A 23,884-nucleotide genomic window follows, 5' to 3' on the forward strand; every position below is an offset into this window, starting at 1 on the left:
GTTACCTCCTTCATTTTCCAATGTCTACTGAACTTGTGGAATCCTCTGTTTCTTTTCCTTTTGCAAATGATGCACCGTCATATACAACTTGTTTAAACCATTCATCAGGGTCAAAGCCTTCGTCGAATTCAGCTTGTGCCTTCCAACGGTTTTTGCCTTTCTTATTTTGAAGAGTCATGAAACCTGCTTTAAATTTTGGTGTTTCAGGATCGGCTTTCCCTTCGGTAGTTTTGTGTTCATTTCCCAGCAATTCAGGAAGCCCCTTCAAGAACCAGTAATATCTGTGCCCGCCTGTGGATGTTTTCGCTCTAAACCCGAATGCCAAGAAAACCGCCTTGTCATCAGAACTTGCAAAAGAAATCCCATTTTCGACCTTGTGCCCGAAAATCTTATTTTGCACCTCAATAGGTAAATCTGCTAGTTCAGCTTCAAGATCAATGTCACCCATGTTGTTAAATGAATCGAACACGCCGTTATCAGCCCAAAACTTAGACTGTTCTGATTTTGGATCGACTTTGACGTTTACAGCTCCCGGCAGTCTTTCAGGCTTTGCATATGCAAGTCCTTTGTCATCATCCTGAATAAGCTCAGCGTAATGAAACATGTCTAATCCGTAGATTGTTTTACCCATCTGTTTTCCTCCTAGAAAAATGTTTTGACGTACCTCATGCCCCGATGAAAGATTTTTGTATCTGTTTCGTAAAGGTCGACGGAATCATATCTTCCGTAACCTAAATCTTTCATAAGACGGTCTATTTGTTTCGCTATTTCTGTTTCGTTTTTCCGTGTGTCTGCTTTTGAAAATATGCTTAACTGGAATCGAACCTCACTTGCTGCCGAATGGTTGTCTCTGTACGCCTGATCCCTATTTGTAATCTCTGAAAATACAACCCTTGGGAATGCGGCCACATCATCGGCCACAAGATTATGAAAACCACCCGTGACAAGCTGCTTTAATTCATTGTTTTTTATTAACGCTGCACTCAATTCTTTCTTTGCATCAAGGCTCAGGCTCATTTAATAGGTGCCGTGATAATTCTTTCCATGATCTTCACAGCTTGTCCCTCCCCTTCAATTGCGCTTTTTTCAATGAATGGATGCGGCGGCATTTTGGATGTGCCCCACTCTAAAAATCGCCCTCTATAAGCAACTTTTTTATTCGGTCCCACTGTTACAAACAGCTCACCGTCTTTTGATTCTCTTGCAGCTGAAACAGTGATGTTATCGACCATGTGAGGTTGATTTTTTGAACTTCTATTCACGTTGCGTTTTTGGTACGCTGCTATCACCTCGCCGCCAGCTTTAAGAGCGACCTTTTCAGCTTTTTCTACGTCGTCACCAATTTTATTGAAATATCTCGTTAAATCTTCGAACCCCTCAATATCCATATCAGCCATTTATGCCGACCTCATTACAAGTGACTTCAAGTCGCTTCTTTTTGTTTTCTATGTCGTTATAATCCATTACATCAAAAGTGCGATAGATTGGCTCTCCTGCCTCATCTGTTCCAGTTTGATGAAGGATTCGCATATTTTGCGTAACGTCTTCCCGGTATCTAATTGTGATTTTCTTCGGTGACTTGACGCCTAACGCACCTGCCACAAGTGTGTCTGACTTCGATCCGCTAAAACCTTCAATAGCTCCCCATGTCTCAAAGACATTTTCATAGGTTTCATTCCATTTCAGCTCGTCGTCCTGCATCCGTTTCTTTAGTTGGAAAATTAACCTCCGGTTCAATTCGCTTATTTTCTTCATCCTCTTCTACCTCCACATAGCGAAGTTGAGTTAGTTGATCCCGAATAGTAAAAGGGATGGATGAGCCGGAAACGCCAGACTCATACACCCCTCGATTTTCGTACCAATGAGCAACAAGCATGCCTGTTGCAAGCGCATATTGCTCGTTACCTTCAACATAGCGCCCTATACCATTTGTGATATATCCCTTTGCTGCAGTAATTAAGGTTTTTAGCAAGGCGTCATCTTGGTCGGTATCAATTTTTAAATATTCATCTTTCAGCGTTTTTAATTCCATTGTAGACCGCCTACTTATTCAGTATTTTCTTTACCCTCAAGCTCATTGACTCGCGTCTGTAAATCGGTGATCATGTCTTTTACTGCAGAATTGAGATTCTCCCACATAACACTGCCAGTGCCTATAGTACGAGAGTTAACAGATTTATCTGCTAAATGGTCATTTTTAATAGCCCCCGTTTCAATAACTGCGGGATCTCCTTTGTCACCTTTTGGCCCTTGCTCTCCTGGATCGCCTTTTTCGCCTTTCGGACCTTGAGGGCCTTGTTCACCAGGATCACCCTTTAACCCCTTCACATAAAGAGGATTTTCTTCGCTATTGTCTTTCACCGTAACTGCTGTGATAGGTTTACCATCAGGGCCCGCCTCTGCAGACGTAAATACTCCATTACTTTCATTCAAAAAATCTTTAGCCATGATTAATCCATTCCCTTCAATTATTTATTCTTTGCTCAGTTTGCTTTGCAGCTCTTTTATTTCGTCTTCCATTCCCTTGAGTCTAGTTTCAATAGACGAATTAAGATGCTCCGGCATGACGCTTCCCGTCCCGATGTTTACCGAACGAACCGCTTTTTCGGCCAGCATTTCATGTGTCACGGTTCCTGGCGCAGCTGATCCGCCACCACCTAGACTCACTTCCTCTCCGTCTTTGACGATTTTTCCTCCTGCAAACTCTAATACACCACTAATGACAGTTCGATCCCCGCCATCAGTGGTGTAATTTTTTGTCACTCGCATGACTTATTCACCTCTTTTTTTTACTCACTTATTGACAACTGACCGTATACTACCGCTTCTTTATCCCAAGCCACAACGTCCTCACGTTCAATTGCTCGTACTTTTGTTGTGTTTGTTTCAAATGATCCTGCAGCAAGATTCGTATAGTCGATTGACTGTTGCTGACGATCAAATAAAACGATAGCCTCTTTCAAATCTCCAATGATTACAGGTGCTTTCCCCTCTTTGGTTTTGAGAACCCTGTTTGAAATCACTACTACAGGACGACCGAATAGCATTTTGTTAGTCGGGTCAGTGGGTACATCTTTCAATAGATATTTGCCGTCCGCATCCTTCAATTGATCAAAGTAATTAAACCCGTCTTGGTTCGTCATGATGATTGCTCCAGCAGAAATGGCAGGATCAAGTGTAACGTTTAATGTTTTTTTAATATCGTCAAAACCTTTAAATTTCACCTTTTTCAAGCCTTCAAGGATAGCCAGGATAAGAGCGTTTCTTGTTGCGACTGATTTTTTAACGAACCATTTCGCGACATAAGCCATAATGGCTTGGTCTGTATCTTGCAGCAATGTATTTGAAAGAGGTAATAGCCCAGCATAATCAGTGATACTGTATGACAGCTTTGTAAACTTAGGTTGATCTGTTTCAGGAATTTCCCCCATTTCCTCGATGTCTAGGAATGGTGTCATGTCTGCATTTTTTTCAAGCATACGACTACCTGATCGTGTTGCTACCGGCTCGACCGTGACATATTGCTCAAGTTGATGTAATTGCTCTCGCTTTAATTCTTTAATGGTTCTTGAAATATCTTCGGGGATCAGGATTCCGCCATCTTCTTCGTTTTTTCCTGACATCGCTCTGAATTCAGGAATTTCTAAGAATTCACGTTCTTCATGTGTTAAGGATTTACCTCGAAGAGACTTCATGAACAACTTGGTGAATTTCTTTTGACGTTCTTCCTTATCCCCTTCGGCTCCTTTTCGTCCCTCCGGGTTGCGTTCTTGCTCCGGCACAAAATTTTCACCGCCAGGTAAATCAGGCACGTTCAGTGAACGTCCTTCTACCATCAATTCAATTTGATTCTTAAGCTCTCTCACTTCATCAAGAAGCTGACGCGCTTCATCGTTTTTTCCTTCTGCTAGTGCTTTATCTGCTTCTTCTTTCTTTTGCGTAAACTGCTGACGTAATTCAATTTCTTTTTTAGACATTTGTATTTTTCCTCCTTATTGAATGCAAAAAAGCCTCACTCTGGAAGATCAAGGCTTAATAGCTCCAATTCAATTTTTAAAGTTTCATCTGTTGGTACGCTTCGTTGTTCTTTCATTTCTTCTACTTTCTCTAAGCTGCGGGCACCTACCACAGCCTCGGTATCGCTATACGCAGGTGTCGTTACAAGAGATATGTCATAAATGCGGTGAATGTTGTTTATTCTTCGTTCGTATATGTCTTCATCTTCATTTATACGCCACTCGTCAGGCTCTTCTCCGTTATAATCCAACGAAAAGGCAAATGAACATTGATTAATAACACCGCTGCGTATATTCTCCATGAGATCGCGCGCATATGATGTGTCTGACGGTTTAAATCTGAATTTAAGACCTATGCCATCTATTTCTAGTTCAAGCCGTCCTGATTCCCCTGGAACGGTGTTTCTTGCTAGAGGAAAATCTTCTCGATGATTGAACAGTGCAACGACGTTTGATAAATCGGTAGATTCTAAAGCGCTCCTGCTGATAATTTCTTTGAACCATCCCAAACGCTCGGACCACTTTTCAAACTTCAAAGCATAGCCTTCCACATATTCGGCTTGCCCTTCACCGTCGGAACGGATCTCAATTGGCGTCGTGAGCAGCCGCACTTCTTTTTCTTTACTCATTCTTGCTGTCACCTCCCTTCATGGCAGAACCAGCTTTAAGCCTCTGGTATTCTTCCATAAAGTCAAGGAACACATAATTCAAGCTAGATAGATATTTTTCGCCATGTTCAATAGGATTTCTTTCAATCAAGTCGCGAATCTCATTTTTATTTAAAAGACCCGCTTCGCTCATGGTCTTAAAATACTCTGCTTGAGTTTTACTGTCGCCGCGCAGCTCACTATCAACATTGAATTTTACATAATGGCCCGCTTTTTGATCATTGTCAGTAAACAGCTTAATATTTAATTCCTGTTCAAAATTCACGATCCACGGTTGCAGTGTATTTTTTACGTATTCCAGGGATTGGTGCTCAATGTTTGAAAATGTGGCTTTATCAAGCTCATTGAGTTTATGCAAAGGAACTTTGTAAATCATTGCTATCTGCGCTTTGTTAAACTTCATGGACTCGACAAATTGAGCCTCTTGCAACGGCATCGCAATGGATTGATATTCTAGTCCATTATCAATAATGGCTATGTTTTCACCTTGGTTGACTCGCTTCCATTCTTTACGGACGTTCTCTTTTGGCTTTTCATCCAAGAAAGAAGGAACCTTTAGAATACCTCGCGGCGTGGCTTCATTTTTATACAGCTTGGCGTTGTATTTCGTTGCAGCTGCTTGAGCGCCTATATGCTCTCGTACTACACCAATAGGCGACTTGCCGTGTATGCCGTCCGTAGATAACCCTTTAAAGTGCAGCACTTGGTGTTCGTATAGTTCCTTCATTCTTCCGTTAACAGTGGTTTGATACCAAATCATCCCCGATTCGGGATGGATATACGCGTTTGTCGCATCCGGCCGCAACGGATAAAGATTTTCAGGAAAACCATGTGCTCCAAATTCAATCATCGAATAGGCATTTCCCCATGTTAGGACTTGCGTCATCATGAGTTTTTTCCACACATAAGCAGTCATGTAAGGGTTTGGCCTTGCGTAGATCGCATAGGCTGATGGATGATTAGGGTTTCTGTTGACTCCTTGGCCATCTTTTTTAAAGGTGTGAATCGGCAGCTTTGCGATGTCATCAGACAACACATTGACACATGCAAAAATGTCCGGCTGCACAAGTGAATTACTTTCACTTACCCTTTCACCGCTTGCCGTTTCTCTGCCTCCGAACAGATTGATCAACTGGCTGAAACCGTCTATTGTTGTTGAGCCGGATCGTTTTTCAAAAAACTTGTCTATAAACATTTATTTCACCTCTCTTTCTGCCGCGCGTGACTTGACAGCAGGTAGGCATAAAACATAAAAAATACACCCGTCAGAAAAAGACCGATGTTTGTATTTACCCGATACGCTGCCAGCAGAATAAAGATGCACCCTCCGATAAACAGTAAGTCGTTTAGTATTAATTTCAGAAATACAATAAATTTTTTCACTCTCTCACATCCTAAAAACTGAAATTTCCTGAAAAGTGTTTGTTTAAATCAACGTTTGCACCCATATCGTGATACATTGCCCTAGCAAAAGCATTCATAACGGCTGCAGCTGGATCTATTCTTTGCGGTGATTTCGCTTTGTCTAACATGATATTTTCTTGCGCGTCTTGTTTAATGATTGCATTGTTATACGCAAAAGTTAGAAGAGGATCGTTCCCATGAATGAGCTTGCCCTCGTATACCTTTTGCCTGTAATCCTTTGTAGGTAAAGAAAGATGTTGGATCCTTTGCGGAAGCTCCGTCATGTTAAATCCTTTACTCTCAAGTCTCTGTGCCAGATGTAGTGCATTCCATTTGTCATATGCAATTTCCATGACTCTCAATTTGTTGACGTGAGCAAATTCAATAATCCATCTTTCAACAAATTGATAATCAACCGCTTCCCCTGGTGTGAATGTCATCCAACCTTGATCACGCCATAAATCATAAGGCACTTTATCAGTAGCCATTTTCTCTTTTGCCTTTTCCTCAGGAATGAAGGAATGCTGGCCGACATAATAAAAACCATCAAGAACGCCAACCCACCCGACAGAAGTCAAATCCGTTGTCATAGATAAATCTATACCAAGATAGATCGCCATTTCCTTTAGATCAGGTATTTCACCATGACAGGCCCGCCATTTAGACATTTTCATATAGCCATTGTCTTTTTGGTCAACCCAGCGATCCATATTTTTTGTAAGAAAACTACGCATTTTTTCAGGGACTTCGAGAGCCGTTTCTAAATCTGATCTTAGAGACGTCATGCCTTCTTCATAAGTTGCAACGATTGGGTTTGCTTTAATCCAGTTAGATTCATCTTTAACATCATCACTAGGATCAAGCTCACAAATCAATACAAAATAATCTTCTTTTTTTGTATCTTTATCCGGGTCAAGTATTTTACTTGTATATTGATATTCTTTAAAACAGGGACCGTTTAAGTTATAACCAGCAGTTGTAATAATTACCATAAGAGGGCTTCGTCTCGCTACCATTCCACTATTGAGCACGTCATAAATCTCACTTGTTTCATGTGCGTGATATTCGTCTACAATTCCTAAAGATGGGTTTTTTCCGTCTCCAACCTTTCGGGCTTCCCTTGAAAGAGGTTGAATTATGGAATTTGTATTGTGTTTCTTAATCTTTCCGTTGGCATCCGTATATTTCCCCTCTAAAATCGGCGCATGCTTTAGTTGTTCAAGGATTGCTTGATATACTTCATCTGATTGATCTCTCGACCAACCTGCAATAAACACACGATGTTTTTCTTGAGTTGGGAAGATCTCATACGAAGCCATTATAGCCAGTAGTTGCGATTTTGCATTTTTCCTAGCTAACTGGATGTATACTTTTCTGAATCGTCTAGCGCCCTCTTTTTTGTAAAAGCCGTAGATATTAGCAGCGATGAATAATTGAAAGTCTGTAAGTTCAATTGGCTTACCTGCTAATATCCCTTCGACATGATTAAATTGCTTGGCCCATTCATAGAAATCAAGGACTGCTTCTGCGTCAAAATAATACGGGCAATCTTCATCTGCTAACCGCTCTACGTCTTTGATGAACCTCTGAACAGCCCACTTGTGCTTCTTTCCTGCTTTTATTTCCCCCGATTGGATCTTTTCGCAATATGACCATACGCGCTCAATTAAAAGCTCCGCGGTCATTTCTTGCGTTAGCATTACATGCGACCTCCAAAGCGTTCTTCTTCTTTTGTCTTAGGCTTGTCATCTTTTTTCGGAATGACAAGCTTGCAGCGTGAGGAAATGGTTAAGCCTAAATCACTTGATGCTTGTCTGCATTGTTTAAACAGTTTGTCCTGATTAATTAATAGATCACTGTATGCAGGATTCGCTATTTCAAATTTTTCACCCTCTGAATTTTCAGCCAGGGATGTGATCGGTGTCTCTAATATGATTTCTGTTATTTCCAAATATTGTTTTCTTGCAAATAAAAAACGGGCAAGTGCATCTACATCTAAATTTGTCATAATTCCGATGTTTTTGAGCTCGTCCGCTATCTTTTTGAATTCTCTTTTTAAGTCTTTTGGTAAATATGCTGGTGCTTTTACTTTATCATTTGGCGCCTTTACTTCTTGTTGCCTTCTTTGCTCAATCTCTTTCTTGGTAAGGTTTTTCTTGCCCTTTACCAACAATAAATCTACGGGTTGTCTAGGCCTCGCCATCCTCTCACCTCCTTTCAAAATTTCATTTAGGGAATTTCTCGCGATGTTGAGGGAGACGCGGTCTACAGTAAATCCTTTCTAGGGATTTAACCCTGGGGGGGTGCCTTCAACTTCAATGCGAAGCTTATTCATGTCTCTTTCTAAATCTGCTCGTATTGAATCCATTTTCTTATAATGTTGATCAAGTAGGCTTTTGTTCCTTGTCATCCGAATAGCATTATACAGCTTGCTGATTTTGTTTTGCTGCTTTCTGATTTCAGCGTTTGTGTAGTAAGATGTATACTCAGCTTTACACCCTGGACATACAAGCAAATGACGTTTAATACCACGTCCAATCTTCTTAATCCTAGAACAATATTTAACTATGAAGATGGTTCCGCACTGATCACATGTACATTTTTTATAATCCATTTCCAAACCCTCCATCTTCTTTGGCGGTCTTTCTGTTATGGCAGGACGCACACAACGGCTGCCAGTTAGAAGAATCCCAAAACAGTTTCTTATCTCCCTTATGCGGTTTGATATGGTCCACTACTGTAGCAGCAATCCGTTTACTATGTAACATGCAAGACTGACACAAAGGATGCTTTGCTAAATAGCCTTCACGCGCTTTACGCCATCGGTTATTATATCCGCGACGTGCCGATGATTCACGGTGCAGATCGTATGAAGGCTTCGATGTCTTATGCTGCTGGCAATATCCTTCGCGCGTTAGTTGAGGACATCTAGGTTCATTGCATGGTTTCAATGGCTTTTTCATTTCTGACACCACTCTCACTTGCTTTATGATTGGTATTTTTCAACTAATGATTTTTAATAAAATAAAAAAAGCCCCTCGAAAATAAGAGCGGCTTAAGTTTAATCTAAATAGACTTTTGAATTCTTCTGAATTCAGTAACAGCTGTTGCCTGTTTTACATTGTACTCTTCTTTACTTAATTTGATAAGCAAGTGATATCCCGTTTCATTTAAATAAAGACTTTCAAAATAAAAATAATCATCTGTTATAGTTAAACCACGCAAACGATCTATCTCTGCTTCATAGGGGTTTATTGTATGAACCTCAACTCCCCAACTAGCGTCAAATCCTCCTTCAATCTCGACTACATGGGCTTGCTTTTGACCAGATGGAATAGTTACCTGCAAAAAATCATAAACACTAGGCATTGTAAAACCTCCATAGTAATTGATAAAAATATATTCCCACCGTTTCTTCGATAATATACATACTTTCTGTAATAACAAAAAACGACCTCCGCAATGGAAGCCGCTCTCAATTTATCACCTAATACCATCATAACCGCTCTCAGACAAAATGCTTTGCCAAGATCGTGCCAAAAGTGTGCCATTAAAAAATCTTTATATCTCACCTTCAAATTCATAAACTGATCTCAACAATATCTCTAAGAATTTAATTATTTTTTCAGTGTCTTCCTTTGATGCTTTATGTGTTTTATGAGCAGCATCGTTACCATTTTTTCTAATCAAATCGAGCCACTTTTTTGTACTTTGAGGAACAATAGCATTAGTAACTAAAAATTCCACATACTCCACAAACTTTTTATTTTCTTCTGCTTTTTTTTCAATTGCTATGTTCATAATCATTTTTCTAGCCAAAATACTTGCACCTGTATAAGCGTGAACTGAAAAAGAATCACAGACTTCTTTATACAATTCTTGCAAATTATCCGGAAGATGCTTTATATCATTCATAATATTTTTTACTGGGTACTGTATTTTGTTTCTGCTCATATAAGTGGGGCTTTGACAACCAGGACATATTAATATTACAGCGCCCAACCTACCATCATGCAATGCATATTCTTTTGACGGATATGCATTTTGTGGTGCTACATAGGCATTGCAGTAGCCACAATCATATCTTACGTTGTCAATATATCTAGTACCATCCCAATAACCAGACTCCATGTCATTCATAATAACCCTTCCTTCTCTTATGTTATATATACTATTATCCACACAATCCACCAATTCACCATATCTATTATTGTGTCTAACTCAAGGAATTGCTGAACCCTTTGTCCCTCCTGCTTTTCAGCCATTTCCTTAAAATGAGTTGGACATTTTCTCGTTATGGTGAGTTGATAAAAATAATCTCGAAAAAAAGCCCACGTTTAATATAGAGGACTTTCAACTAACTCTATACACCTATTTCAATTTGATATGGTGCTTAGAATCCCATTCTCAAAATATAAATACTTATGCCCTTTATAAATCCACTGCTCCAAAGTATGATCTGCCGTTTTGGTTTTGTTTATCTTTTCAGGTTTCCCCCACCCTTCAATCAATACTTCTTCTGTAGTCATACCGACAGACACGCTTTGGGGATTATTAGTTCTTTCTTCTATCACTGTTGTTCTCTCTCTTATAGCAGAAATCTTTTCTGCTTCTTCCGCTTCCTTAACATTTTCTTGAATTTGATCATTTTTATCTTTTTGTAAAGTATCTATATGTTTTTTATTATTTTCCTGAATTTGAAGATAATCCAAAGCTGAATGACTGTTTTTATATTTTACTTTCTCTAACATCGCGTCAACATAAGCATAGTCATCATAATTATCTAAACTAACTTCAGCATTTTTTAAATGCTCCAGCTTTTTGTAAGCAGAAGCTATAAAGTAATAATCTTTTTTAAATTCATTTTGTAATTCCCCAGTCTTTTTAATAACATGATCAAATTCTTTATTTTTAATAAGATTAATGATTTTCTTGTCTTCACTAGAAAGATTATGCTGCTTTTTAGTCTTTTTTTCTTCACTTGATACTTCTTTTTTGTTATTACTACTGGACTTAGAACTACTCGAAACACTTTGATTAGAGCAACCAAATAATGTAACTATAAGTACAGATAAAACAAGAAATAATCTTTTCATTTGAAACCTCCCTATTATTTAAAATCAATTTAAACTAAATAAACCTCATTTAAAACTGGTTTTAGCTGTCGATAAATATTTAACATTCAGATAAGATCGTTAGAAAAAGCATCCCGATGGATGCTTTATTTGGTGAATATAAATCTATAAATCATTTCTTCGTCTCGTATGTCTTCCTGAAACTTTGACCTATCTAATGAGTAGAGATACCATTTGTCATGACTATCTGAAAAATTAGCTAATTCAGTTTTAAAAATATCAGGAAAACTGTATGTGTACTCCTCATTTGTTGCTGGATTTTTCAAATGAACTAGCAAAAGAGCACCTGACTTTGTAGCAAACAAATCATAACCTTTAATTTTATGTCTTATGATTTCATCAGCACCTGGAATATCAGGTTCATAACTAAGTTGCACCTCGCTATAATTTTTCAAACACTTAATTAATCCTTGATTCACTTCCATTTATATATCACCTCCATCTTTTTATCGACAGAAAACAAATAAATGAAATGGTTTGCAAAATTTGTCGAACAAAAAACGCGCTTTCGTTTGAACAGATGAGCCTATAAGCCGAAATCATCCATTGTTTTATCCATTGTGTCTTGTGTGATCCCGATATATCTCAGTGTAATATCTGGGCTTGAATGGTTGAATATTTCTTGCAGCAAGGCTACATCCTTGAATTTCTTATAATGCCAGTAACCGAAGGTTTTTCGAAGTGTATGCGTCCCTATACTATCAAGTCCAACATACTCCGCTGCCTCTCTCAAAATAATGTATGCACTGCTCCGGCTGATAGGCTTGTTGAGCCCCTCTCTACTTTTAAATAGATACTCTTGATCATCTTTGTCTTTAATATATTGATCTATCGCTTTTCGAAGCGTTTTGTTTATTTTGATTCTTTTTTCTTTACCTGTTTTTTGTTCTCTTAGTGACACATATTGCTTTCTTATATCTTTCACTCTCAATTGCAGCAGATCGGATATGCGCAAGCCTAGATTGATTCCGGCCACAAAAAGCAGCAAATTTCTTTTGTTCCGCTTTCCAAGATATTGCTTTATATAATGGATCTGATCAAGGTCCCTTATTGGCTGAACAAAGTTCATGATTTATCCCCTTGCTTATACACTTCTTCTCTCAAAGCAAAGGCCAGTCTATAATATGCTTTATTTTTAACACGATAGTAATTCCTTTGGCTGAGACCCATTTCAGCATAAATCTCGTAATCAAACATTTCTTCATCTTGCATATAGAGCATTACTAAGATGCGGCGCTCTTTTTGCGTAAGGCGATTAATTGCACGCTGAATCCGTTTCATGAACTGATCACGCTTGATTTCCCAATCCATCTTTTTAAGAGCTGCATCCTCGGTCGATGAATGAAATTGATTGGAAAAGCTAGGCGGCGTAATGGTATATGTTGTTGTGATCTTTGGAAGAAAGTCTTCTGGCGTTTGCAACCTAAGCATTTTATATTTTTCCATCATTTTTTCCATTTTGAATCTTGTTTTTTCCTCGTTGATCTGCGGAATGTCTAAACTTATTTGATTCAAGATAATTCCCCCTTTATTTTCTTCGCATGGCCCCGCCTTTGACTCGTTTTAAACGCTGCATGTTTTGCCCCATGAGCTCTCTTAAATCTTTGTCAGTGAGCTTCTGCGGCTGTTTTTTGGGTTTCTCCTTCTTCGTGTTCATCCTCCGTCCAGACAAATAAAAAACGGACACCAACCAGCACCATAAAAGGTGTTGATCAGTGTCCGCAGGCTCTCCGTCTTGGACTTTAGGATCTTTTATTTAATAACTGATTTTAGCACTCCAAGGTATCGAGTTATTTGTCCAATGACATATATAACTCCCCTCAACACTTCTCTCATCCTCAGAAATAGTGCCTGTATAAGCACAACTAGTTTGTGATCCTTCTTCACCATCCCTACGAATAACAAATATTGTTTTTCCTTCCTTATATATTGTTAGAAAGGTTTTTAAATCTTGTTCTCCAGGCTTTGAATAAATTGCATCAAAATTATTAGTTAATCCCCTACGACTCCAAATACCTATCCATCCACCTTCTTGTTCATACCATGTTTTACCTAAATTATCAATTTTCTCAATTTGTGTAGGGAGTATGCTTTCAAGTAAAGAAATATCAATGCTTGGGATTTTACAATTAAACGTATCAGAAAAGCAGTCCTTGGCGGCATCAGTAATAGTATTTATTTGCTGTGTTATTTGACTATTGCGTGAATTAAGCTCATCAACATCAATCTCTAGAAAGTAATCTTTTTTATCTAACACAAATAATAAATCACTTTGATACTTGATAAATTTTTGGTACAGTTCCCCAAGTTGTTCTAAAGTTGCTTGTTGCATTGAAACATCGAGAGAAACCGATTGAGGGGATGGAATATGACTGTAAGGAATAATTAAAGCAGTTCTAGGGAAACCCTTTTCCTCAGCTACTTTCTGTGGGAACTCTAAAGCATCTTTGATTAATTGTTCTGGTGTTAAGTCATGCAAAATCCCATCTCCTCCTTGCCTGTATACAGTTGCTTTCATATTATAAGAAGATGTAATCTTTTCTAATGCTTCGCGGAAAGATACTTGTGCACTTCCAGTAAATAATCCGTAATTAGCTTTACCAGACAGTGATGCTTTAATTTCCCTGAATTCCGAAGCTGATGAACTTTCAATTTCTAAAACCCCGATGAACTCCCCACCTGTAATTAACCCGTATACAAATGAATCTCCATAATGTTTTATAAATTCGTCCTTATCTTTCGTATAGGTATTTGCAGCTTCATTGTTAAATTTAATCTTGGAGAGATCAAGTAGATTCTGTTTGTTCGTAACATTGACTTGTACCATAACATAAACTGAATAGCTGTTTTGAGAAAATGAGTTTAAAAAACTTGTCCTAACAGAGCCACTCCCTACAGCACCATATTTTAGAGAAGCTCTAGCAGAAACCTCTAATGATTTAGTAAGTCTTTCTGTTTCGGTCAATAATTCTACTCTAAACAAAACCTCCTGCCCTCCAGCAGATATCACTTCTCTTACAGCATTTACATTATCAAGAGCAGGTGATGGATGAATTTGAAATGATGCTGTATTAATTCCAACACCTAAATTCATCCCATTTATATAACCTATTTCTGAGTCCATCTATTAGACCTCCTTTTAATTATCTATAATTAGAGTAAAATTAAAAATTTATACAGTTTTCTTTTTATACTCTCTTTCGAGTTATAGGATTAGTTTCTTATTTTATAACCCCTTTTTCCTGTTGCCTATCCAATTTCTCTATGGCTGAATAGATAATCGGGTATTTTCGTTCATTCGTTGATGATTTGTCGATATATGTTTTGCCCCATGAGTTCACGTATCTCTCTTGTGTAAGCTCCTGCCGTCGTTTTTTCGGCTTATCCTTCTTCATGGTGTGACTTCTCTCCGACAAAAAAATGAACACCAACCAGCACCCTTAAAAGGTGTTGATCAGTGTCCGCAGGCTCTCCGTCTTGGATTTATTCAATGTCATGTACAATTTTTTCAAGTAAAAAAGTTCCTTGCATTAAATTTATTGCTTCTTCAACTTTATTTAATTGCTGAACATCATCGTGAAATAGGTCCCTATGCTTTTTATAGATAAAAAACTTTTCTGAACAACAAATTGTTGGATCACGCAAAGGATCTTTTTCCCCAAATCCCAAACATACAGTCCCCACACGTGGTTCTCTTTCACACTTTTGCCACTCTTCCATAGCCGGAAAAGTGTGCCGACTAGATTGATTAGTTTTCAGCCATAAACAACAAGTACTTACATATTTAAGTTGTTCTAAGATATGGTCATCTCGATTATCATTATGTTTATATTTAAGTTCAGATGAAACAAGTGCTCTTAGAGATACTACTAGTACCATCAACTTTACAATTTTTCTGACACGCTCGACATCATTTTCATTATTATATAAATTAATTAATGGTCCAACAATTTGCGAATTAGTATCAAAGGCAATTCGATCCAAGATCTGTTTGTCACTATTAACAGGATCATACTCCTTAAAGTTTTCAATTTGACCAAAATAGAGCCCCGTCAGTCGATTTACTTCATAATCTTTTAGAGCTTCTTCAATGGCATGTCTGTTTTCAATAATAGTTCCATTAATCGCATTGATTATCGCTTGAACTCTTTGATCATCTTGTTTAACCTTTTCTCTTTCTAGGAATGCATTAACAACTGCAACAATTAATTCGGTAATTCCCACTATTTTTTCCTCCTTTAATCATTTAGAAATATTATTAGACTAAATGAGAGAAATATTAATTTTTCAAATGTAATCTTTTCTCTACTACAAGACAGGTGTGAAAACCGAAAGCATTTATATAGCCTGCAAGCTGTAATCATTTTCTTATTCTCTGCCCACTTCAACTCATCACCAAATAAATTTTATTTACCTTTCTTCCTACTAAACCGCTAGGCTGTTTATAGATGATGCAACAGTTCAATTTGCACGCCGTTTAAGCGTTTGTTTGCGATATTTATATATTCAGGATTCAATTCAATTCCGATAAAATTTCTACTATGCTTGAGTGCCGCTATGCCTGTTGTTCCCGAACCCATGAATGGATCCAATACAATTCCATCAATAGGGCAGCCAGCTAATACACACGGCTCTATCAGCTCCACTGGATAGGTAGCAAAATGAGCGTCTTTGGTTGGCTTGGTTGCAACGGTCCAGACTGAACGCTTATTTCTGATAGCTCGGAATGCTAAGTCACCATACTTTTCTTTGAATGAAGCACGGGGCTTGTCTTCTCTTCTCCCTTGTTGTTCCATTCCGAATGCACCCTTTGATCCTCTTGGTGGATCCGGAAACGGTTTATAAGCAGCTTCTTCTTTTATTGCTTCATGATCGTAATAATACTTTTGTGATTTTGAGAGAAGAAAAATATATTCATGTGAGCTTGTCGGTCTATCCCTCACACTCTCCGGCATGGCATTTGGTTTGTTCCAAACAATATCTTTCCGCAAGTACCAACCGTCTTCTTGGAGAGCGAAAGCCACACGCCACGGCAAGCCTATTAAATCTTTTGGCTTTAACCCGGCAACTTTGTTCGTAAGATTTATAACTCCGCTAGTTTGTCCGACAGATTGCATATGGTTAATACCTGGATGAGTACGGCCGTTCGCAATTCTTCCACGGCCGCTTCCCGCATAAGCGTCACCTAGATTCAGCCAGACAGTGCCATCATCCTTTAAAACTCTCTTAATCTCTCTGAATAAAGAAACGATTTTTTGAATGTATTCTTGAACGGTTTCTTCTAAACCGATTTGCTCAGTCATTCCGTAGTCTCTTAATCCCCAATAAGGCGGGCTAGTGATCACGGTTTGAATTGTATCCGGTGGTAGCGATTGAACAACTTTTATGCAATCACCTTGAAGTATCTGATTCAGGTCCATGCAGCACCCCCTCCCAGCTGTTAGTTTGCTTTCTCCCATTCTCTGAAACTGTAAGGATAATCAACATTTTCAATAAATTCGATTTCCTTTGCCTTTTGACGAATCTTTTGACAGCCCTCACGACTGTAAGCCCAGATTTCTTTGTAATCTCTGAGATCGCCATATCGACCCGTGATGATAAATTCCCGAAAACTGTTAACCAGCTGCCACATGTTCCCTCCGTGAGAAAATCCGTTTACTCGCCCCCGTCCCAATTCATACGGGTAAACATCTTCTCCTGTGTAATCATCAACGAAGAACAGTTTTTTCTTAAATCTGAAATACGCTATCCGATTCTTTGACTTACAGTAGAAAGTACGTCTATCTATGCTTGCTATGAGCTTGATCAGCTCGTTTATATCATTCATGCGTTTAAGCTGTTCAGGTTTTGGCATTTTCCGTTTCCTCCTAACTCTCTTAAATATTTTCCAGAATACGAACACAAGTTCTGTTTAATGGTGTATAATACTTTTATTCTTGTAAAAAGGTGGTGATATAAATGGAAGCGTATTTTGATGATAAGCTTAATGAATTTAAAAATTTTCTAATTAAGTTATTTGCACCTCTAGCTCCTATTTTTGCGTTTTTGAAATCAATACTAGATGAAATCAAGACTCTAGCAGGGGAGTAAATCCCTGCTTTTTTATTGTCCAAGTCCTCCCATCAACCCAGCAACAGTAATGATCCCCATAAAAGCCAGCAGTGTGAAAATGACAGGCCCGTTTGACTCACGCTTTGCCATGACAACATTTCCTTCGATGACCAAGTCAGGGCAACTTTCAGCAAGCACTGGTACAAAAAATGTGGGTACGCCTAGATATGCAGCTGCAGCATCTATTGTCATCGCTTTGTTTTTACAGGCTTTGACTGCCTGCGAAAGCTCGATATGTTTAGGTAAATTCATGGTATTTCCTCCCCCGCAGGGGATGAACCCCTGCTATCGTTTAGTTTTATAACTGAAATCAAATCTAACTCGGTCAAAACTTCCTTTAATCGTTTCAATGATTGTGTGACCGTGTTCGGGAGCCTCTATGTAATGCGCTGTGTTGTTGATCCCGTCCAGCACGATCACTTGTACCTTTCCTTGTTCAACTAATGTTGTGAAAGGCTCGTTTTTTGTTAATGAGATAGTCTGCGGTCTATTCACAATCTTCACTCCAATGTGATATAATTAAGGTTCCTAAGCTTAATTACTCACATTGAACTGATGTGAATTCTTACCGCTGAGACTCGACGGATTGATCTGTGCGCTTCCAACGCCAGTCTTTACGTTTGAGTCTCTTTTTATATGGTTTTGGTGGGTGCTGCTGCCTATAAGCTGCTAGTTCATCCTCTGACATAACCCATGCGCGTACCGGACCTGCTTTGTATGGATTGGCTACTGTTTCCAAAGTGTTCACCTCCTTATTCGTCACGCTGCGGAACGTTGAGATTATAGATTCTTTCTAGCTCGTCGTCAGTTAGTTTCTCGCAATACTCCCGCCCATAAGCCCCATTTGTAAGACTCAACCACTCGATCAAAAATTCTCTCTCTGCAACTGTCATCACTTAATGCCTCCCCTCTGTTTGAGGTGGCGCACGGCTGCTGTCTTGATCCGTTTTGGACAATCTTCATACCGCGCAATGACTTCCAGCTGGCGTGCTGTCGCTTTTTCAAATGGCAACAGGATGCTTTTTCTTTTCATGCTTGTACTCCTTTCCTAGCGCGCCGCCTTTACGTGGTTCGATCTTGCCTAACTCGGCTTGATCTATAATCAGCAACTGGATGTCATCGACATTGCGGGCTAAACGATTGGCCATATGTCTGATCGGCTCATGATCCTGCCACATTTGTCTAAATAAAATGATGTCTTTTTCATCCCATATGAAATCGCTGTGTGGGCAAGCGTAGTAAACCGGTTGTTGTTCAAACAGCTTGCGTAAATCTCTTTTTTTGTAGCTCATTGTGCATTTTTTGATATACATAGGCTCGTTTGCGCCGACGCCGTTAGGACGCTCCTTGATCTTTCCACGCTTGCTGAAATCAATAATCAGCAACAATACTTCTTCTGCCGGACGGTTAAATAACTCCGCCATTTCAACGACCGATCTTCCTTCGTACCAATAATCAAGAAAACGTTTAAGGCCAACAATCGTCCATTCAAAATTGAAATCTTCTAAAATGATTCTAGTAACGCTCATTTCGCAATTTCCTTTCTGCGACCGACCTCTTTGTGTACAACATGCACAGATGTCGTCAGATTCTTTTCTACGAGCCAATAAAGTGGGTTCAACCCATTTATTACTAGAATCTTTCTTTCGGCTCTTGTGGGCTTTCTACCGCCTTTTTTCATGATCGTTCCTCCTTGTGTTTTTTATGGGCTATTAAACTAGCAATTTCGGACGCTATTGAATTGCTGATGGTCATAGTTTTCTCCTAAAATGGCAATTCTTCGTCACGCTTATCAAAGGTGTCTTTAAACAAAATGTATTTAGACTTTTTTGTCATACGTGATACAAGTTTTGTGTCGTACATTTGTTTTAGTTTGTCCCCTGTTAAATTGGATGTGTAAATCGTTGTTTTATCCTGTCTAGCTGATGTGACTGCATAAAGTATCTTGTGAATAAAGTTGGTGGCTTCGCTCTTTGAATGTTCAGATCCCGTTTCAGCACCTACATCATCAATCACTAGATAATCCACATCACCTATAAGCCCTGTTACATAACCTTGTGTGAATTTGCTTTCTTTGTTGTTGAAAGAGTCTTGAATTGCAAAAGCAGCATCAGCAAGGTTTACAAACAAGCATGATTTGCCCATATCCTCAGGGTTGTCTGGATCAGGCGGCACATTCAGAGCTTTGAGTGCGGCATAAGCTAGATGACTCTTCCCCACTCCTGGATGACCTTGGAGAAAGATATTAAACACTTTTCCTTGCTTCAAATGACCAACAAGCTCCATCATGAGGCGTTTGTTTGCCGTTTCCTCAGGCTCGGTCACTTTGTAATTATCAAACGTCGCTTTAGCAATCGTTCTGTCTCGGAAGATGCTTCGCTTTTCAAGTGTGTTGAAATTCTTTGTTCGCTGGCTGAACTCTATCTGACTCTCTAAGTCTCTTTGAAGCTTTTTTTCATCTGCCTCCAGTTCACACCGTGGACAGACCACCTTGCCATTGAGGATCATCATACGAACAGGCTTTACGACATCCTTGTTACCTCTGGTGTATGTGTGTTTCTCACAAAAATCAGAATGGAAGGTCATTCTTGCGTTTAAGGGTCCCACTGCCACTGATTTGATGCTCTGCACGTTTTATCACCCCCGCACCTTCATTCAGATATCCTTCAAACTTTGTCCCGAACAACGTCGTTGGCTGCAGATATTTATTCATTTTGTCGTCTTTAAGCCATTGATTAGTTTTTGTCAGGATCACTGTTTTAAAGTCTTCAAATCTGAATCCGTCATTCCATCGTGCTTTAATTAATCTTTGTGTAGCAGCAGATGAATGTCGGAAAGATTTCCCTGTTACTTTGTTCAAAAGATTAATGATCAGCTTGAATGGAATTTCAGATTCTTGAGTTTTAGGATCATCGGTCGGGTTGCCCGACAATATATCTTTATTCTTCTTTCTTACTTCTTCTTTCTTACTTCTTCTTTCTTGTTCGTTACTTTGGGTTACTGTAACGTTACGTGTAACATTACCGCTAGTTTCTAGAGCAAGAGCCTTCTGTTTTTCCCTATGTTTGGCTACTCTTTTCCTAGTGTCTTCCCTGATTTTATTCATCGCATCAACATTTTGATGTTTTTCCCAATTACAAATACTTATATAGTGGTTGTCGTTAATCTCAATCATGCCGAATTGCTTAAAAGTATTGAGAGCCATTCTTACGACTCCTAAAGGTCGATTAAAAATAGCTGACAACATTTCCTCTGTGTATGGAACATTTTCGCTTAAATATATATATCCCGAGGCGTTAGTTTTACCAGCCTGAGCAAGTAATTTGACCCAGATAATTAAAAGTGTGTCAGATTCAGGCATTTGCTCAATTAACTTTATTTTTTCGTCATCAAACATATTGGTGCTCAATTTGACAAACTTGATTTCAGCCATGATTTAAAGCTCCTTTTGTATTTGCTGCTATCCAAGCTTCTACCGCTTTTCGTGAATATCTTTTATGCTGACGTGGAGCACCAGGTAAACTGGTCAAATCGAGAGTCGGGAAATCTGGTCGATTAAAATAAAGCTCGTCTGCTGTAGCAGCAGTGCATTTTAAAATGTTTTCATATACCTGTTTTTTTGTTAGCAGTTCATCTTTGGAAGCGATAATCATTAACATCTCTTCAATTTTTGGAATTAATGCGGCACTCACATTTGCTATAATGCTATTTGTAATTATTTCAAGATCAGAATCTTCAAATTCAAATTTCATTTCACTTTACACCTCACACCTCTTTTTATGATTAGGCTTGTCCTTTAAAAAAAGGTGAAACAAATGTTTCAAGCCTCTTTAGTTTTTTTGTTCTTTTCTTTTTTTACTGGTGTGTAATAAGGCGCCACAGCCTCAGTAAAAAGTTTTTCTCTGTCTTCTGTTCCAAAGAAAACTTCTCCGAGAAACAGGTTGCTTTTTCTCTTTTGCTTTTTCTTAGCCATAAAGATCACCTCGAAACATAATATGCAATGTGGACAATAGGACTGCCCTTCGAATTTTTGATCACTATAGGAAGCACTTATTTTAAAAAAAATAAGCCGGTGGCAAATTTAATTTTTCACTTAGTTGAACTAAAGAAGAGTGCGACGGATTAGCTTTCCCTTTTTCCAACTTACAAATATAAGAGCTAGAAAACCCTGTAACCAAGCCAAATTGACGTTGAGTTTCATTTCTTTCTGACCTTAGTTTTTTAATCTTTTCTGCAAAAGTAGAAGTTTCATGGACCATCGTTTTCACCTCCATAACGCTTCTTATAGGAAGCACAAGTAAAATATATCATCCTTCTGCTTTTAGTGCAACCATAAATTTCATAAATGTTTCTTATAGGAATCTTAAACATGATATAATTAATATGTTGTTACTAATCAGTGGCGTTAAATCGAGGTGACTTTATTTTATGGATAACAAGAAAAATGAGTTAATCGGAATAAACTTAAAAAGACTAAGACAAGAGTATAAACCCAAACTGTCTATTAGAAAGCTTGCTCAAGAAGTTGGTTTAAGTAACGGCTATCTATCAAAACTTGAAACGGGTAAAATCAAAAGCCCTTCTTTGGAAGCTTTGACAAAACTTGCAGATTTTTTCAATGTTGATCCCACTTACTTTGTGACTGATCCGAGCGAACTTGAAAAAATGGGTAAAGAAGCTGAGAAAGTAGTTTTCGCGAAAGAACTAACTCTTGAGAATATCAAAAATGCAAACATTATAGATGCAGATGGCAAACAAATAACAGATGATGAACGTAATTTCATGTTAGATGCCCTTAAAAATTACAGAGCTTCTAAGGCTAAATTTTTTGAAGACGATTCACCTGAAGAGGATTGATTTTGATCTTCTTTTTTTATTGCTTCTAAGATTTCCATTAATTCTTCATATTTTATAGCCATTTCTCTTCCCTCCAAGGAACATTTGTTCTGTTTATATTTTAATCCATATTAGAAATATTTAAAAGAATTTCCTGTTTTAGTTATTTTTGAAAACAGGAAACTTCCCCAGAAAACACGAAAGACGATACCTGATTATAGGTAGCGTCTTTTTCATATCTTATATTTACATTCCAGGTCTTACGTCTTTTGTTTCATATACTGTCTCTGGGTTGTTAGTGATAAGTGAGTGAATTTCCGAAACAACTATTGTTGCTCCTAGTGTAAGTGTTAAAACAATTACATTGAAACGTTTAGTCATGTATAGCACCCCCTAACTCTTAGAGTGTATACTTAAATCCAATTCTATTCAATTCATTTTTTGGGAAACTTGCCCTAAAATAATCTTTGGTTTTTGAAAAATAATGATGTGATAATAGCAATTTTTCTGTTGAAGATTCTTTTATTCCATCAAAGAAAAGCGCATATTTATTATATCTCTCATCTTTGTAATATTTGCTTAAATCTCCATCATGTTTTAATAACATGGAGAATTCACTTACTGCGAATTCGTCATGAATTCTTTTATTCCAGTACTTTTGAAGAAACGATATTTCTTCTTTATTTTCCAGAATTTCAGCCTGTCTATCAGGAAATTTCGAATAAAGTTCAATACATTTAAGATAATAAGAAATTGACTGTTCATAGGATTCTGGAAAATACGAAAGACCTAAAATGTGATAAGCAGTAATGTTGTGAGCTGTGCTGAAATTCCTATCCAAAATTCTGTTAGCGATTTTTCGTGATTGTATTAATTCTGTTTTTTGCTTCAAGTAAATATTGACTTGAATTTCATCTACCCTAGCACCGTATGCCATTTTTAGAAATGGATCATTAACCTGAAACAACAAGTCATTTATTTGATCAATCGTATAAATAGTTAAATCATAATGGCCGTTCAAATAATAGTAATAGACTTGTAAGACCTTCACCATAATTTCAGTTTCCAAAAAGGTGGTTTTGAAATTTCTCAGGTTATCTAAAAAAGTATTACTTTCGAATATAAATCTTGACTCTAACATTAACGAATATAAAGAACATAATTCCTGAGTTTTTGAATTTCTTTTATTTTTGTACTCCTGTGCAAGAACACTTGTATAATCGTACAATTGCTTGGAATAACAATATTCTAAAGCAGCAGGAAAATTTTTGGAACTAATGCCTTCTCTAAAATAATTAAAAATAAGTTCAACTTCGTTCTCTTTGTCAATGTAATTAATGATCTTATGAACAATCCAGAACGAGACATCCTTGCCATTTAAAAATTTGCTTAAATAACTACTGCTTATACCAAGTTTTGTAGCAACTTGTTTTTGACTTTCTTTAGACATTTCGATTGAGTTCCGTAAATACGTCCGTAAGTCTTTCGCGATTGTACTTGTCATATATGATCACCTTATCATTGTTAAATTTAACATATAGTACAAAAAAATATTGTCGGAAATTGTCGCAGAAGTATGAATTTTTGCTCTAATATATAAGTAATTATTTCTCTTAGTACAATTATAATCCTTTTGTGTAACTTATTAACAGATGACTTTTGGAGTTATTTTAATTGATCGAGGAATTAATTTGTAAAAGGCATGCTTAGCATT

41 protein-coding genes are annotated in these 23,884 nt (G+C 37.9%); 1 reads left to right on the top strand and 40 read right to left on the bottom strand.

Annotated features, from left to right (window positions below):
- Window positions 1-10: 10 nt before the first annotated feature.
- The 38 genes from C6Y06_RS19555 to C6Y06_RS19710 form a co-directional block, all read right to left on the bottom strand.
- Window positions 11-631 carry a major tail protein gene (locus tag C6Y06_RS19555; RefSeq protein ID WP_106037528.1) on the bottom strand — a complete coding sequence of 207 codons (621 nt, stop codon included), beginning with the start codon at window positions 629-631 and terminating at the stop codon, window positions 11-13.
- Window positions 632-642: 11 nt separating this feature from the next.
- On the bottom strand, window positions 643-1,017 hold the full coding sequence (gene gp17 / locus C6Y06_RS19560; protein ID WP_223251496.1) for a tail completion protein gp17: 375 nt from the start codon (window positions 1,015-1,017) through the stop codon (window positions 643-645).
- Window positions 1,014-1,397, bottom strand: a complete 384-nt coding sequence (locus tag C6Y06_RS19565; protein ID WP_106037529.1) for an HK97-gp10 family putative phage morphogenesis protein — start codon at window positions 1,395-1,397, stop codon at window positions 1,014-1,016. The genes gp17 and C6Y06_RS19565 overlap by 4 nt, the downstream gene beginning before the upstream one ends.
- A complete protein-coding gene (locus C6Y06_RS19570) occupies window positions 1,390-1,755 on the bottom strand; it encodes a phage head closure protein (RefSeq protein ID WP_106037530.1) in 366 nt (121 codons plus the stop codon). The genes C6Y06_RS19565 and C6Y06_RS19570 overlap by 8 nt, the downstream gene beginning before the upstream one ends.
- Window positions 1,673-2,032 (bottom strand): head-tail connector protein, encoded by a 360-nt coding sequence (locus tag C6Y06_RS19575; RefSeq protein ID WP_106037531.1) that lies wholly within the window; start codon window positions 2,030-2,032, stop codon window positions 1,673-1,675. Before C6Y06_RS19575 ends, C6Y06_RS19570 begins: the two co-directional genes overlap by 83 nt.
- Window positions 2,033-2,046: 14 nt before the next feature.
- Window positions 2,047-2,448, bottom strand: a complete 402-nt coding sequence (locus C6Y06_RS19580) for a collagen-like protein (RefSeq protein ID WP_106037532.1) — start codon at window positions 2,446-2,448, stop codon at window positions 2,047-2,049.
- Between the two features lie 24 nt (window positions 2,449-2,472).
- A complete protein-coding gene (locus tag C6Y06_RS19585) occupies window positions 2,473-2,769 on the bottom strand; it encodes a hypothetical protein (protein ID WP_106037533.1) in 297 nt (98 codons plus the stop codon).
- Window positions 2,770-2,789: 20 nt separating this feature from the next.
- On the bottom strand, window positions 2,790-3,977 hold the full coding sequence (locus C6Y06_RS19590; RefSeq protein ID WP_106037534.1) for a phage major capsid protein: 1,188 nt from the start codon (window positions 3,975-3,977) through the stop codon (window positions 2,790-2,792).
- A 35-nt stretch (window positions 3,978-4,012) separates the two neighbouring features.
- Complete coding sequence (locus C6Y06_RS19595; protein ID WP_106037535.1) at window positions 4,013-4,645, bottom strand: HK97 family phage prohead protease; 633 nt, start codon at window positions 4,643-4,645, stop codon at window positions 4,013-4,015.
- The gene (locus tag C6Y06_RS19600; protein ID WP_106037536.1) at window positions 4,638-5,879 is read right to left on the bottom strand and encodes a phage portal protein; all 1,242 of its coding nucleotides are present in this window, start codon (window positions 5,877-5,879) and stop codon (window positions 4,638-4,640) included. Before C6Y06_RS19600 ends, C6Y06_RS19595 begins: the two co-directional genes overlap by 8 nt.
- A gap of 5 nt (window positions 5,880-5,884) precedes the next feature.
- Complete coding sequence (locus C6Y06_RS20420) at window positions 5,885-6,067, bottom strand: hypothetical protein (RefSeq protein ID WP_106037537.1); 183 nt, start codon at window positions 6,065-6,067, stop codon at window positions 5,885-5,887.
- Window positions 6,068-6,078: 11 nt separating this feature from the next.
- Window positions 6,079-7,788, bottom strand: coding sequence for a terminase large subunit (locus C6Y06_RS19610; RefSeq protein ID WP_106037538.1), 1,710 nt, complete (start codon window positions 7,786-7,788; stop codon window positions 6,079-6,081).
- A complete protein-coding gene (locus C6Y06_RS19615; RefSeq protein WP_106037539.1) occupies window positions 7,788-8,291 on the bottom strand; it encodes a phage terminase small subunit P27 family in 504 nt (167 codons plus the stop codon). Before C6Y06_RS19615 ends, C6Y06_RS19610 begins: the two co-directional genes overlap by 1 nt.
- Before the next feature lie 78 nt (window positions 8,292-8,369).
- Entirely contained in the window at window positions 8,370-8,702 is a 333-nt protein-coding gene (locus C6Y06_RS19620; protein WP_106037540.1) for a transglycosylase, read from the bottom strand.
- On the bottom strand, window positions 8,692-9,051 hold the full coding sequence (locus C6Y06_RS19625; RefSeq protein ID WP_106037541.1) for an HNH endonuclease: 360 nt from the start codon (window positions 9,049-9,051) through the stop codon (window positions 8,692-8,694). Before C6Y06_RS19625 ends, C6Y06_RS19620 begins: the two co-directional genes overlap by 11 nt.
- Before the next feature lie 103 nt (window positions 9,052-9,154).
- A complete protein-coding gene (locus C6Y06_RS19630) occupies window positions 9,155-9,457 on the bottom strand; it encodes a hypothetical protein (protein WP_106037542.1) in 303 nt (100 codons plus the stop codon).
- A gap of 192 nt (window positions 9,458-9,649) precedes the next feature.
- The gene (locus tag C6Y06_RS19635) at window positions 9,650-10,228 is read right to left on the bottom strand and encodes a DUF4145 domain-containing protein (RefSeq protein ID WP_106037543.1); all 579 of its coding nucleotides are present in this window, start codon (window positions 10,226-10,228) and stop codon (window positions 9,650-9,652) included.
- A 236-nt stretch (window positions 10,229-10,464) separates the two neighbouring features.
- Window positions 10,465-11,184 carry a hypothetical protein gene (locus tag C6Y06_RS19640; protein ID WP_106037544.1) on the bottom strand — a complete coding sequence of 240 codons (720 nt, stop codon included), beginning with the start codon at window positions 11,182-11,184 and terminating at the stop codon, window positions 10,465-10,467.
- Window positions 11,185-11,309: 125 nt separating this feature from the next.
- Window positions 11,310-11,648 (bottom strand): hypothetical protein, encoded by a 339-nt coding sequence (locus C6Y06_RS19645; protein ID WP_106037545.1) that lies wholly within the window; start codon window positions 11,646-11,648, stop codon window positions 11,310-11,312.
- Between the two features lie 101 nt (window positions 11,649-11,749).
- Entirely contained in the window at window positions 11,750-12,292 is a 543-nt protein-coding gene (locus C6Y06_RS19650) for a site-specific integrase (RefSeq protein WP_106037546.1), read from the bottom strand.
- A complete protein-coding gene (locus C6Y06_RS19655; RefSeq protein ID WP_106037547.1) occupies window positions 12,289-12,738 on the bottom strand; it encodes an ArpU family phage packaging/lysis transcriptional regulator in 450 nt (149 codons plus the stop codon). The genes C6Y06_RS19650 and C6Y06_RS19655 overlap by 4 nt, the downstream gene beginning before the upstream one ends.
- Window positions 12,739-12,751: 13 nt before the next feature.
- Entirely contained in the window at window positions 12,752-12,880 is a 129-nt protein-coding gene (locus C6Y06_RS20485) for a hypothetical protein (protein WP_262982707.1), read from the bottom strand.
- Between the two features lie 99 nt (window positions 12,881-12,979).
- A complete protein-coding gene (locus tag C6Y06_RS19660) occupies window positions 12,980-14,347 on the bottom strand; it encodes a hypothetical protein (RefSeq protein WP_106037548.1) in 1,368 nt (455 codons plus the stop codon).
- A gap of 359 nt (window positions 14,348-14,706) precedes the next feature.
- Complete coding sequence (locus C6Y06_RS19665) at window positions 14,707-15,447, bottom strand: hypothetical protein (RefSeq protein ID WP_106037549.1); 741 nt, start codon at window positions 15,445-15,447, stop codon at window positions 14,707-14,709.
- 218 nt (window positions 15,448-15,665) lie between these two features.
- Window positions 15,666-16,643 carry a DNA-methyltransferase gene (locus C6Y06_RS19670; protein ID WP_106037550.1) on the bottom strand — a complete coding sequence of 326 codons (978 nt, stop codon included), beginning with the start codon at window positions 16,641-16,643 and terminating at the stop codon, window positions 15,666-15,668.
- Window positions 16,644-16,663: 20 nt separating this feature from the next.
- Complete coding sequence (locus tag C6Y06_RS19675; RefSeq protein ID WP_106037551.1) at window positions 16,664-17,077, bottom strand: hypothetical protein; 414 nt, start codon at window positions 17,075-17,077, stop codon at window positions 16,664-16,666.
- Between the two features lie 76 nt (window positions 17,078-17,153).
- Window positions 17,154-17,336, bottom strand: a complete 183-nt coding sequence (locus C6Y06_RS19950; protein ID WP_142395348.1) for a hypothetical protein — start codon at window positions 17,334-17,336, stop codon at window positions 17,154-17,156.
- Window positions 17,326-17,586, bottom strand: a complete 261-nt coding sequence (locus tag C6Y06_RS19680; RefSeq protein ID WP_106037552.1) for a hypothetical protein — start codon at window positions 17,584-17,586, stop codon at window positions 17,326-17,328. Before C6Y06_RS19680 ends, C6Y06_RS19950 begins: the two co-directional genes overlap by 11 nt.
- A gap of 33 nt (window positions 17,587-17,619) precedes the next feature.
- Complete coding sequence (locus C6Y06_RS19685; RefSeq protein WP_035701916.1) at window positions 17,620-17,829, bottom strand: XtrA/YqaO family protein; 210 nt, start codon at window positions 17,827-17,829, stop codon at window positions 17,620-17,622.
- 70 nt (window positions 17,830-17,899) lie between these two features.
- Entirely contained in the window at window positions 17,900-18,073 is a 174-nt protein-coding gene (locus C6Y06_RS20205) for a hypothetical protein (protein WP_189288425.1), read from the bottom strand.
- Between the two features lie 13 nt (window positions 18,074-18,086).
- Window positions 18,087-18,227, bottom strand: coding sequence for a BH0509 family protein (locus C6Y06_RS19955; protein ID WP_142395349.1), 141 nt, complete (start codon window positions 18,225-18,227; stop codon window positions 18,087-18,089).
- 108 nt (window positions 18,228-18,335) lie between these two features.
- A complete protein-coding gene (locus C6Y06_RS19690; protein ID WP_106037553.1) occupies window positions 18,336-18,863 on the bottom strand; it encodes a hypothetical protein in 528 nt (175 codons plus the stop codon).
- Window positions 18,860-19,015 carry a DUF6906 family protein gene (locus tag C6Y06_RS20210; RefSeq protein WP_181362779.1) on the bottom strand — a complete coding sequence of 52 codons (156 nt, stop codon included), beginning with the start codon at window positions 19,013-19,015 and terminating at the stop codon, window positions 18,860-18,862. The genes C6Y06_RS19690 and C6Y06_RS20210 overlap by 4 nt, the downstream gene beginning before the upstream one ends.
- Window positions 19,016-19,098: 83 nt before the next feature.
- On the bottom strand, window positions 19,099-19,965 hold the full coding sequence (locus C6Y06_RS19695) for an ATP-binding protein (RefSeq protein ID WP_223251497.1): 867 nt from the start codon (window positions 19,963-19,965) through the stop codon (window positions 19,099-19,101).
- Window positions 19,904-20,767, bottom strand: a complete 864-nt coding sequence (locus tag C6Y06_RS19700) for a phage replisome organizer N-terminal domain-containing protein (RefSeq protein WP_106037555.1) — start codon at window positions 20,765-20,767, stop codon at window positions 19,904-19,906. Before C6Y06_RS19700 ends, C6Y06_RS19695 begins: the two co-directional genes overlap by 62 nt.
- Window positions 20,760-21,086, bottom strand: a complete 327-nt coding sequence (locus tag C6Y06_RS19705; RefSeq protein ID WP_106037556.1) for a hypothetical protein — start codon at window positions 21,084-21,086, stop codon at window positions 20,760-20,762. Before C6Y06_RS19705 ends, C6Y06_RS19700 begins: the two co-directional genes overlap by 8 nt.
- A 68-nt stretch (window positions 21,087-21,154) precedes the next feature.
- Window positions 21,155-21,307, bottom strand: a complete 153-nt coding sequence (locus C6Y06_RS20215; RefSeq protein WP_017367805.1) for a hypothetical protein — start codon at window positions 21,305-21,307, stop codon at window positions 21,155-21,157.
- Between the two features lie 82 nt (window positions 21,308-21,389).
- A complete protein-coding gene (locus C6Y06_RS19710) occupies window positions 21,390-21,593 on the bottom strand; it encodes a helix-turn-helix domain-containing protein (protein ID WP_105926218.1) in 204 nt (67 codons plus the stop codon).
- A 169-nt stretch (window positions 21,594-21,762) separates the two neighbouring features.
- On the opposite strand from C6Y06_RS19710, the gene C6Y06_RS19715 reads away from it, so the two are divergent.
- The gene (locus C6Y06_RS19715) at window positions 21,763-22,191 is read left to right on the top strand and encodes a helix-turn-helix domain-containing protein (protein ID WP_105926220.1); all 429 of its coding nucleotides are present in this window, start codon (window positions 21,763-21,765) and stop codon (window positions 22,189-22,191) included.
- 225 nt (window positions 22,192-22,416) lie between these two features.
- Here the strand turns inward: C6Y06_RS19715 and C6Y06_RS20490 are convergent, their stop codons facing one another.
- Together C6Y06_RS20490 and C6Y06_RS19720 are read right to left on the bottom strand one after the other, a co-directional pair.
- Window positions 22,417-22,551, bottom strand: a complete 135-nt coding sequence (locus C6Y06_RS20490) for a hypothetical protein (RefSeq protein WP_255222349.1) — start codon at window positions 22,549-22,551, stop codon at window positions 22,417-22,419.
- A 19-nt stretch (window positions 22,552-22,570) separates the two neighbouring features.
- On the bottom strand, window positions 22,571-23,674 hold the full coding sequence (locus tag C6Y06_RS19720) for an AimR family lysis-lysogeny pheromone receptor (RefSeq protein WP_105926222.1): 1,104 nt from the start codon (window positions 23,672-23,674) through the stop codon (window positions 22,571-22,573).
- Window positions 23,675-23,884: the final 210 nt, after the last annotated feature.

The organism is Bacillus sp. MZGC1 (assembly GCF_002998605.1).
Lineage (GTDB): Bacteria > Bacillota > Bacilli > Bacillales > Bacillaceae > Bacillus.

Excerpts from the sequence above, each read along its gene's own strand:
- C6Y06_RS19555 (WP_106037528.1), bottom strand. The coding sequence starts at position 631 with ATGGGTAAAACAATCTACGGATTAGACATGTTTCATTACGCTGAGCTT.
- gp17 (WP_223251496.1), bottom strand. The coding sequence starts at position 1,017 with ATGAGCCTGAGCCTTGATGCAAAGAAAGAATTGAGTGCAGCGTTAATA.
- C6Y06_RS19565 (WP_106037529.1), bottom strand. The coding sequence starts at position 1,397 with ATGGCTGATATGGATATTGAGGGGTTCGAAGATTTAACGAGATATTTC.
- C6Y06_RS19570 (WP_106037530.1), bottom strand. The coding sequence starts at position 1,755 with ATGAAGAAAATAAGCGAATTGAACCGGAGGTTAATTTTCCAACTAAAG.
- C6Y06_RS19575 (WP_106037531.1), bottom strand. The coding sequence starts at position 2,032 with ATGGAATTAAAAACGCTGAAAGATGAATATTTAAAAATTGATACCGAC.
- C6Y06_RS19580 (WP_106037532.1), bottom strand. The coding sequence starts at position 2,448 with ATGGCTAAAGATTTTTTGAATGAAAGTAATGGAGTATTTACGTCTGCA.
- C6Y06_RS19585 (WP_106037533.1), bottom strand. The coding sequence starts at position 2,769 with ATGCGAGTGACAAAAAATTACACCACTGATGGCGGGGATCGAACTGTC.
- C6Y06_RS19590 (WP_106037534.1), bottom strand. The coding sequence starts at position 3,977 with ATGTCTAAAAAAGAAATTGAATTACGTCAGCAGTTTACGCAAAAGAAA.
- C6Y06_RS19595 (WP_106037535.1), bottom strand. The coding sequence starts at position 4,645 with ATGAGTAAAGAAAAAGAAGTGCGGCTGCTCACGACGCCAATTGAGATC.
- C6Y06_RS19600 (WP_106037536.1), bottom strand. The coding sequence starts at position 5,879 with ATGTTTATAGACAAGTTTTTTGAAAAACGATCCGGCTCAACAACAATA.
- C6Y06_RS19610 (WP_106037538.1), bottom strand. The coding sequence starts at position 7,788 with ATGCTAACGCAAGAAATGACCGCGGAGCTTTTAATTGAGCGCGTATGG.
- C6Y06_RS19615 (WP_106037539.1), bottom strand. The coding sequence starts at position 8,291 with ATGGCGAGGCCTAGACAACCCGTAGATTTATTGTTGGTAAAGGGCAAG.
- C6Y06_RS19620 (WP_106037540.1), bottom strand. The coding sequence starts at position 8,702 with ATGGATTATAAAAAATGTACATGTGATCAGTGCGGAACCATCTTCATA.
- C6Y06_RS19625 (WP_106037541.1), bottom strand. The coding sequence starts at position 9,051 with ATGAAAAAGCCATTGAAACCATGCAATGAACCTAGATGTCCTCAACTA.
- C6Y06_RS19630 (WP_106037542.1), bottom strand. The coding sequence starts at position 9,457 with ATGCCTAGTGTTTATGATTTTTTGCAGGTAACTATTCCATCTGGTCAA.
- C6Y06_RS19635 (WP_106037543.1), bottom strand. The coding sequence starts at position 10,228 with ATGAATGACATGGAGTCTGGTTATTGGGATGGTACTAGATATATTGAC.
- C6Y06_RS19640 (WP_106037544.1), bottom strand. The coding sequence starts at position 11,184 with ATGAAAAGATTATTTCTTGTTTTATCTGTACTTATAGTTACATTATTT.
- C6Y06_RS19645 (WP_106037545.1), bottom strand. The coding sequence starts at position 11,648 with ATGGAAGTGAATCAAGGATTAATTAAGTGTTTGAAAAATTATAGCGAG.
- C6Y06_RS19650 (WP_106037546.1), bottom strand. The coding sequence starts at position 12,292 with ATGAACTTTGTTCAGCCAATAAGGGACCTTGATCAGATCCATTATATA.
- C6Y06_RS20485 (WP_262982707.1), bottom strand. The coding sequence starts at position 12,880 with ATGAACACGAAGAAGGAGAAACCCAAAAAACAGCCGCAGAAGCTCACT.
- C6Y06_RS19660 (WP_106037548.1), bottom strand. The coding sequence starts at position 14,347 with ATGGACTCAGAAATAGGTTATATAAATGGGATGAATTTAGGTGTTGGA.
- C6Y06_RS19670 (WP_106037550.1), bottom strand. The coding sequence starts at position 16,643 with ATGGACCTGAATCAGATACTTCAAGGTGATTGCATAAAAGTTGTTCAA.
- C6Y06_RS19675 (WP_106037551.1), bottom strand. The coding sequence starts at position 17,077 with ATGCCAAAACCTGAACAGCTTAAACGCATGAATGATATAAACGAGCTG.
- C6Y06_RS19680 (WP_106037552.1), bottom strand. The coding sequence starts at position 17,586 with ATGAATTTACCTAAACATATCGAGCTTTCGCAGGCAGTCAAAGCCTGT.
- C6Y06_RS19955 (WP_142395349.1), bottom strand. The coding sequence starts at position 18,227 with ATGACAGTTGCAGAGAGAGAATTTTTGATCGAGTGGTTGAGTCTTACA.
- C6Y06_RS19690 (WP_106037553.1), bottom strand. The coding sequence starts at position 18,863 with ATGAGCGTTACTAGAATCATTTTAGAAGATTTCAATTTTGAATGGACG.
- C6Y06_RS20210 (WP_181362779.1), bottom strand. The coding sequence starts at position 19,015 with ATGAAAAAAGGCGGTAGAAAGCCCACAAGAGCCGAAAGAAAGATTCTA.
- C6Y06_RS19700 (WP_106037555.1), bottom strand. The coding sequence starts at position 20,767 with ATGGCTGAAATCAAGTTTGTCAAATTGAGCACCAATATGTTTGATGAC.
- C6Y06_RS19705 (WP_106037556.1), bottom strand. The coding sequence starts at position 21,086 with ATGAAATTTGAATTTGAAGATTCTGATCTTGAAATAATTACAAATAGC.
- C6Y06_RS20215 (WP_017367805.1), bottom strand. The coding sequence starts at position 21,307 with ATGGCTAAGAAAAAGCAAAAGAGAAAAAGCAACCTGTTTCTCGGAGAA.
- C6Y06_RS19710 (WP_105926218.1), bottom strand. The coding sequence starts at position 21,593 with ATGGTCCATGAAACTTCTACTTTTGCAGAAAAGATTAAAAAACTAAGG.
- C6Y06_RS19715 (WP_105926220.1), top strand. The coding sequence starts at position 21,763 with ATGGATAACAAGAAAAATGAGTTAATCGGAATAAACTTAAAAAGACTA.
- C6Y06_RS20490 (WP_255222349.1), bottom strand. The coding sequence starts at position 22,551 with ATGACTAAACGTTTCAATGTAATTGTTTTAACACTTACACTAGGAGCA.
- C6Y06_RS19720 (WP_105926222.1), bottom strand. The coding sequence starts at position 23,674 with ATGACAAGTACAATCGCGAAAGACTTACGGACGTATTTACGGAACTCA.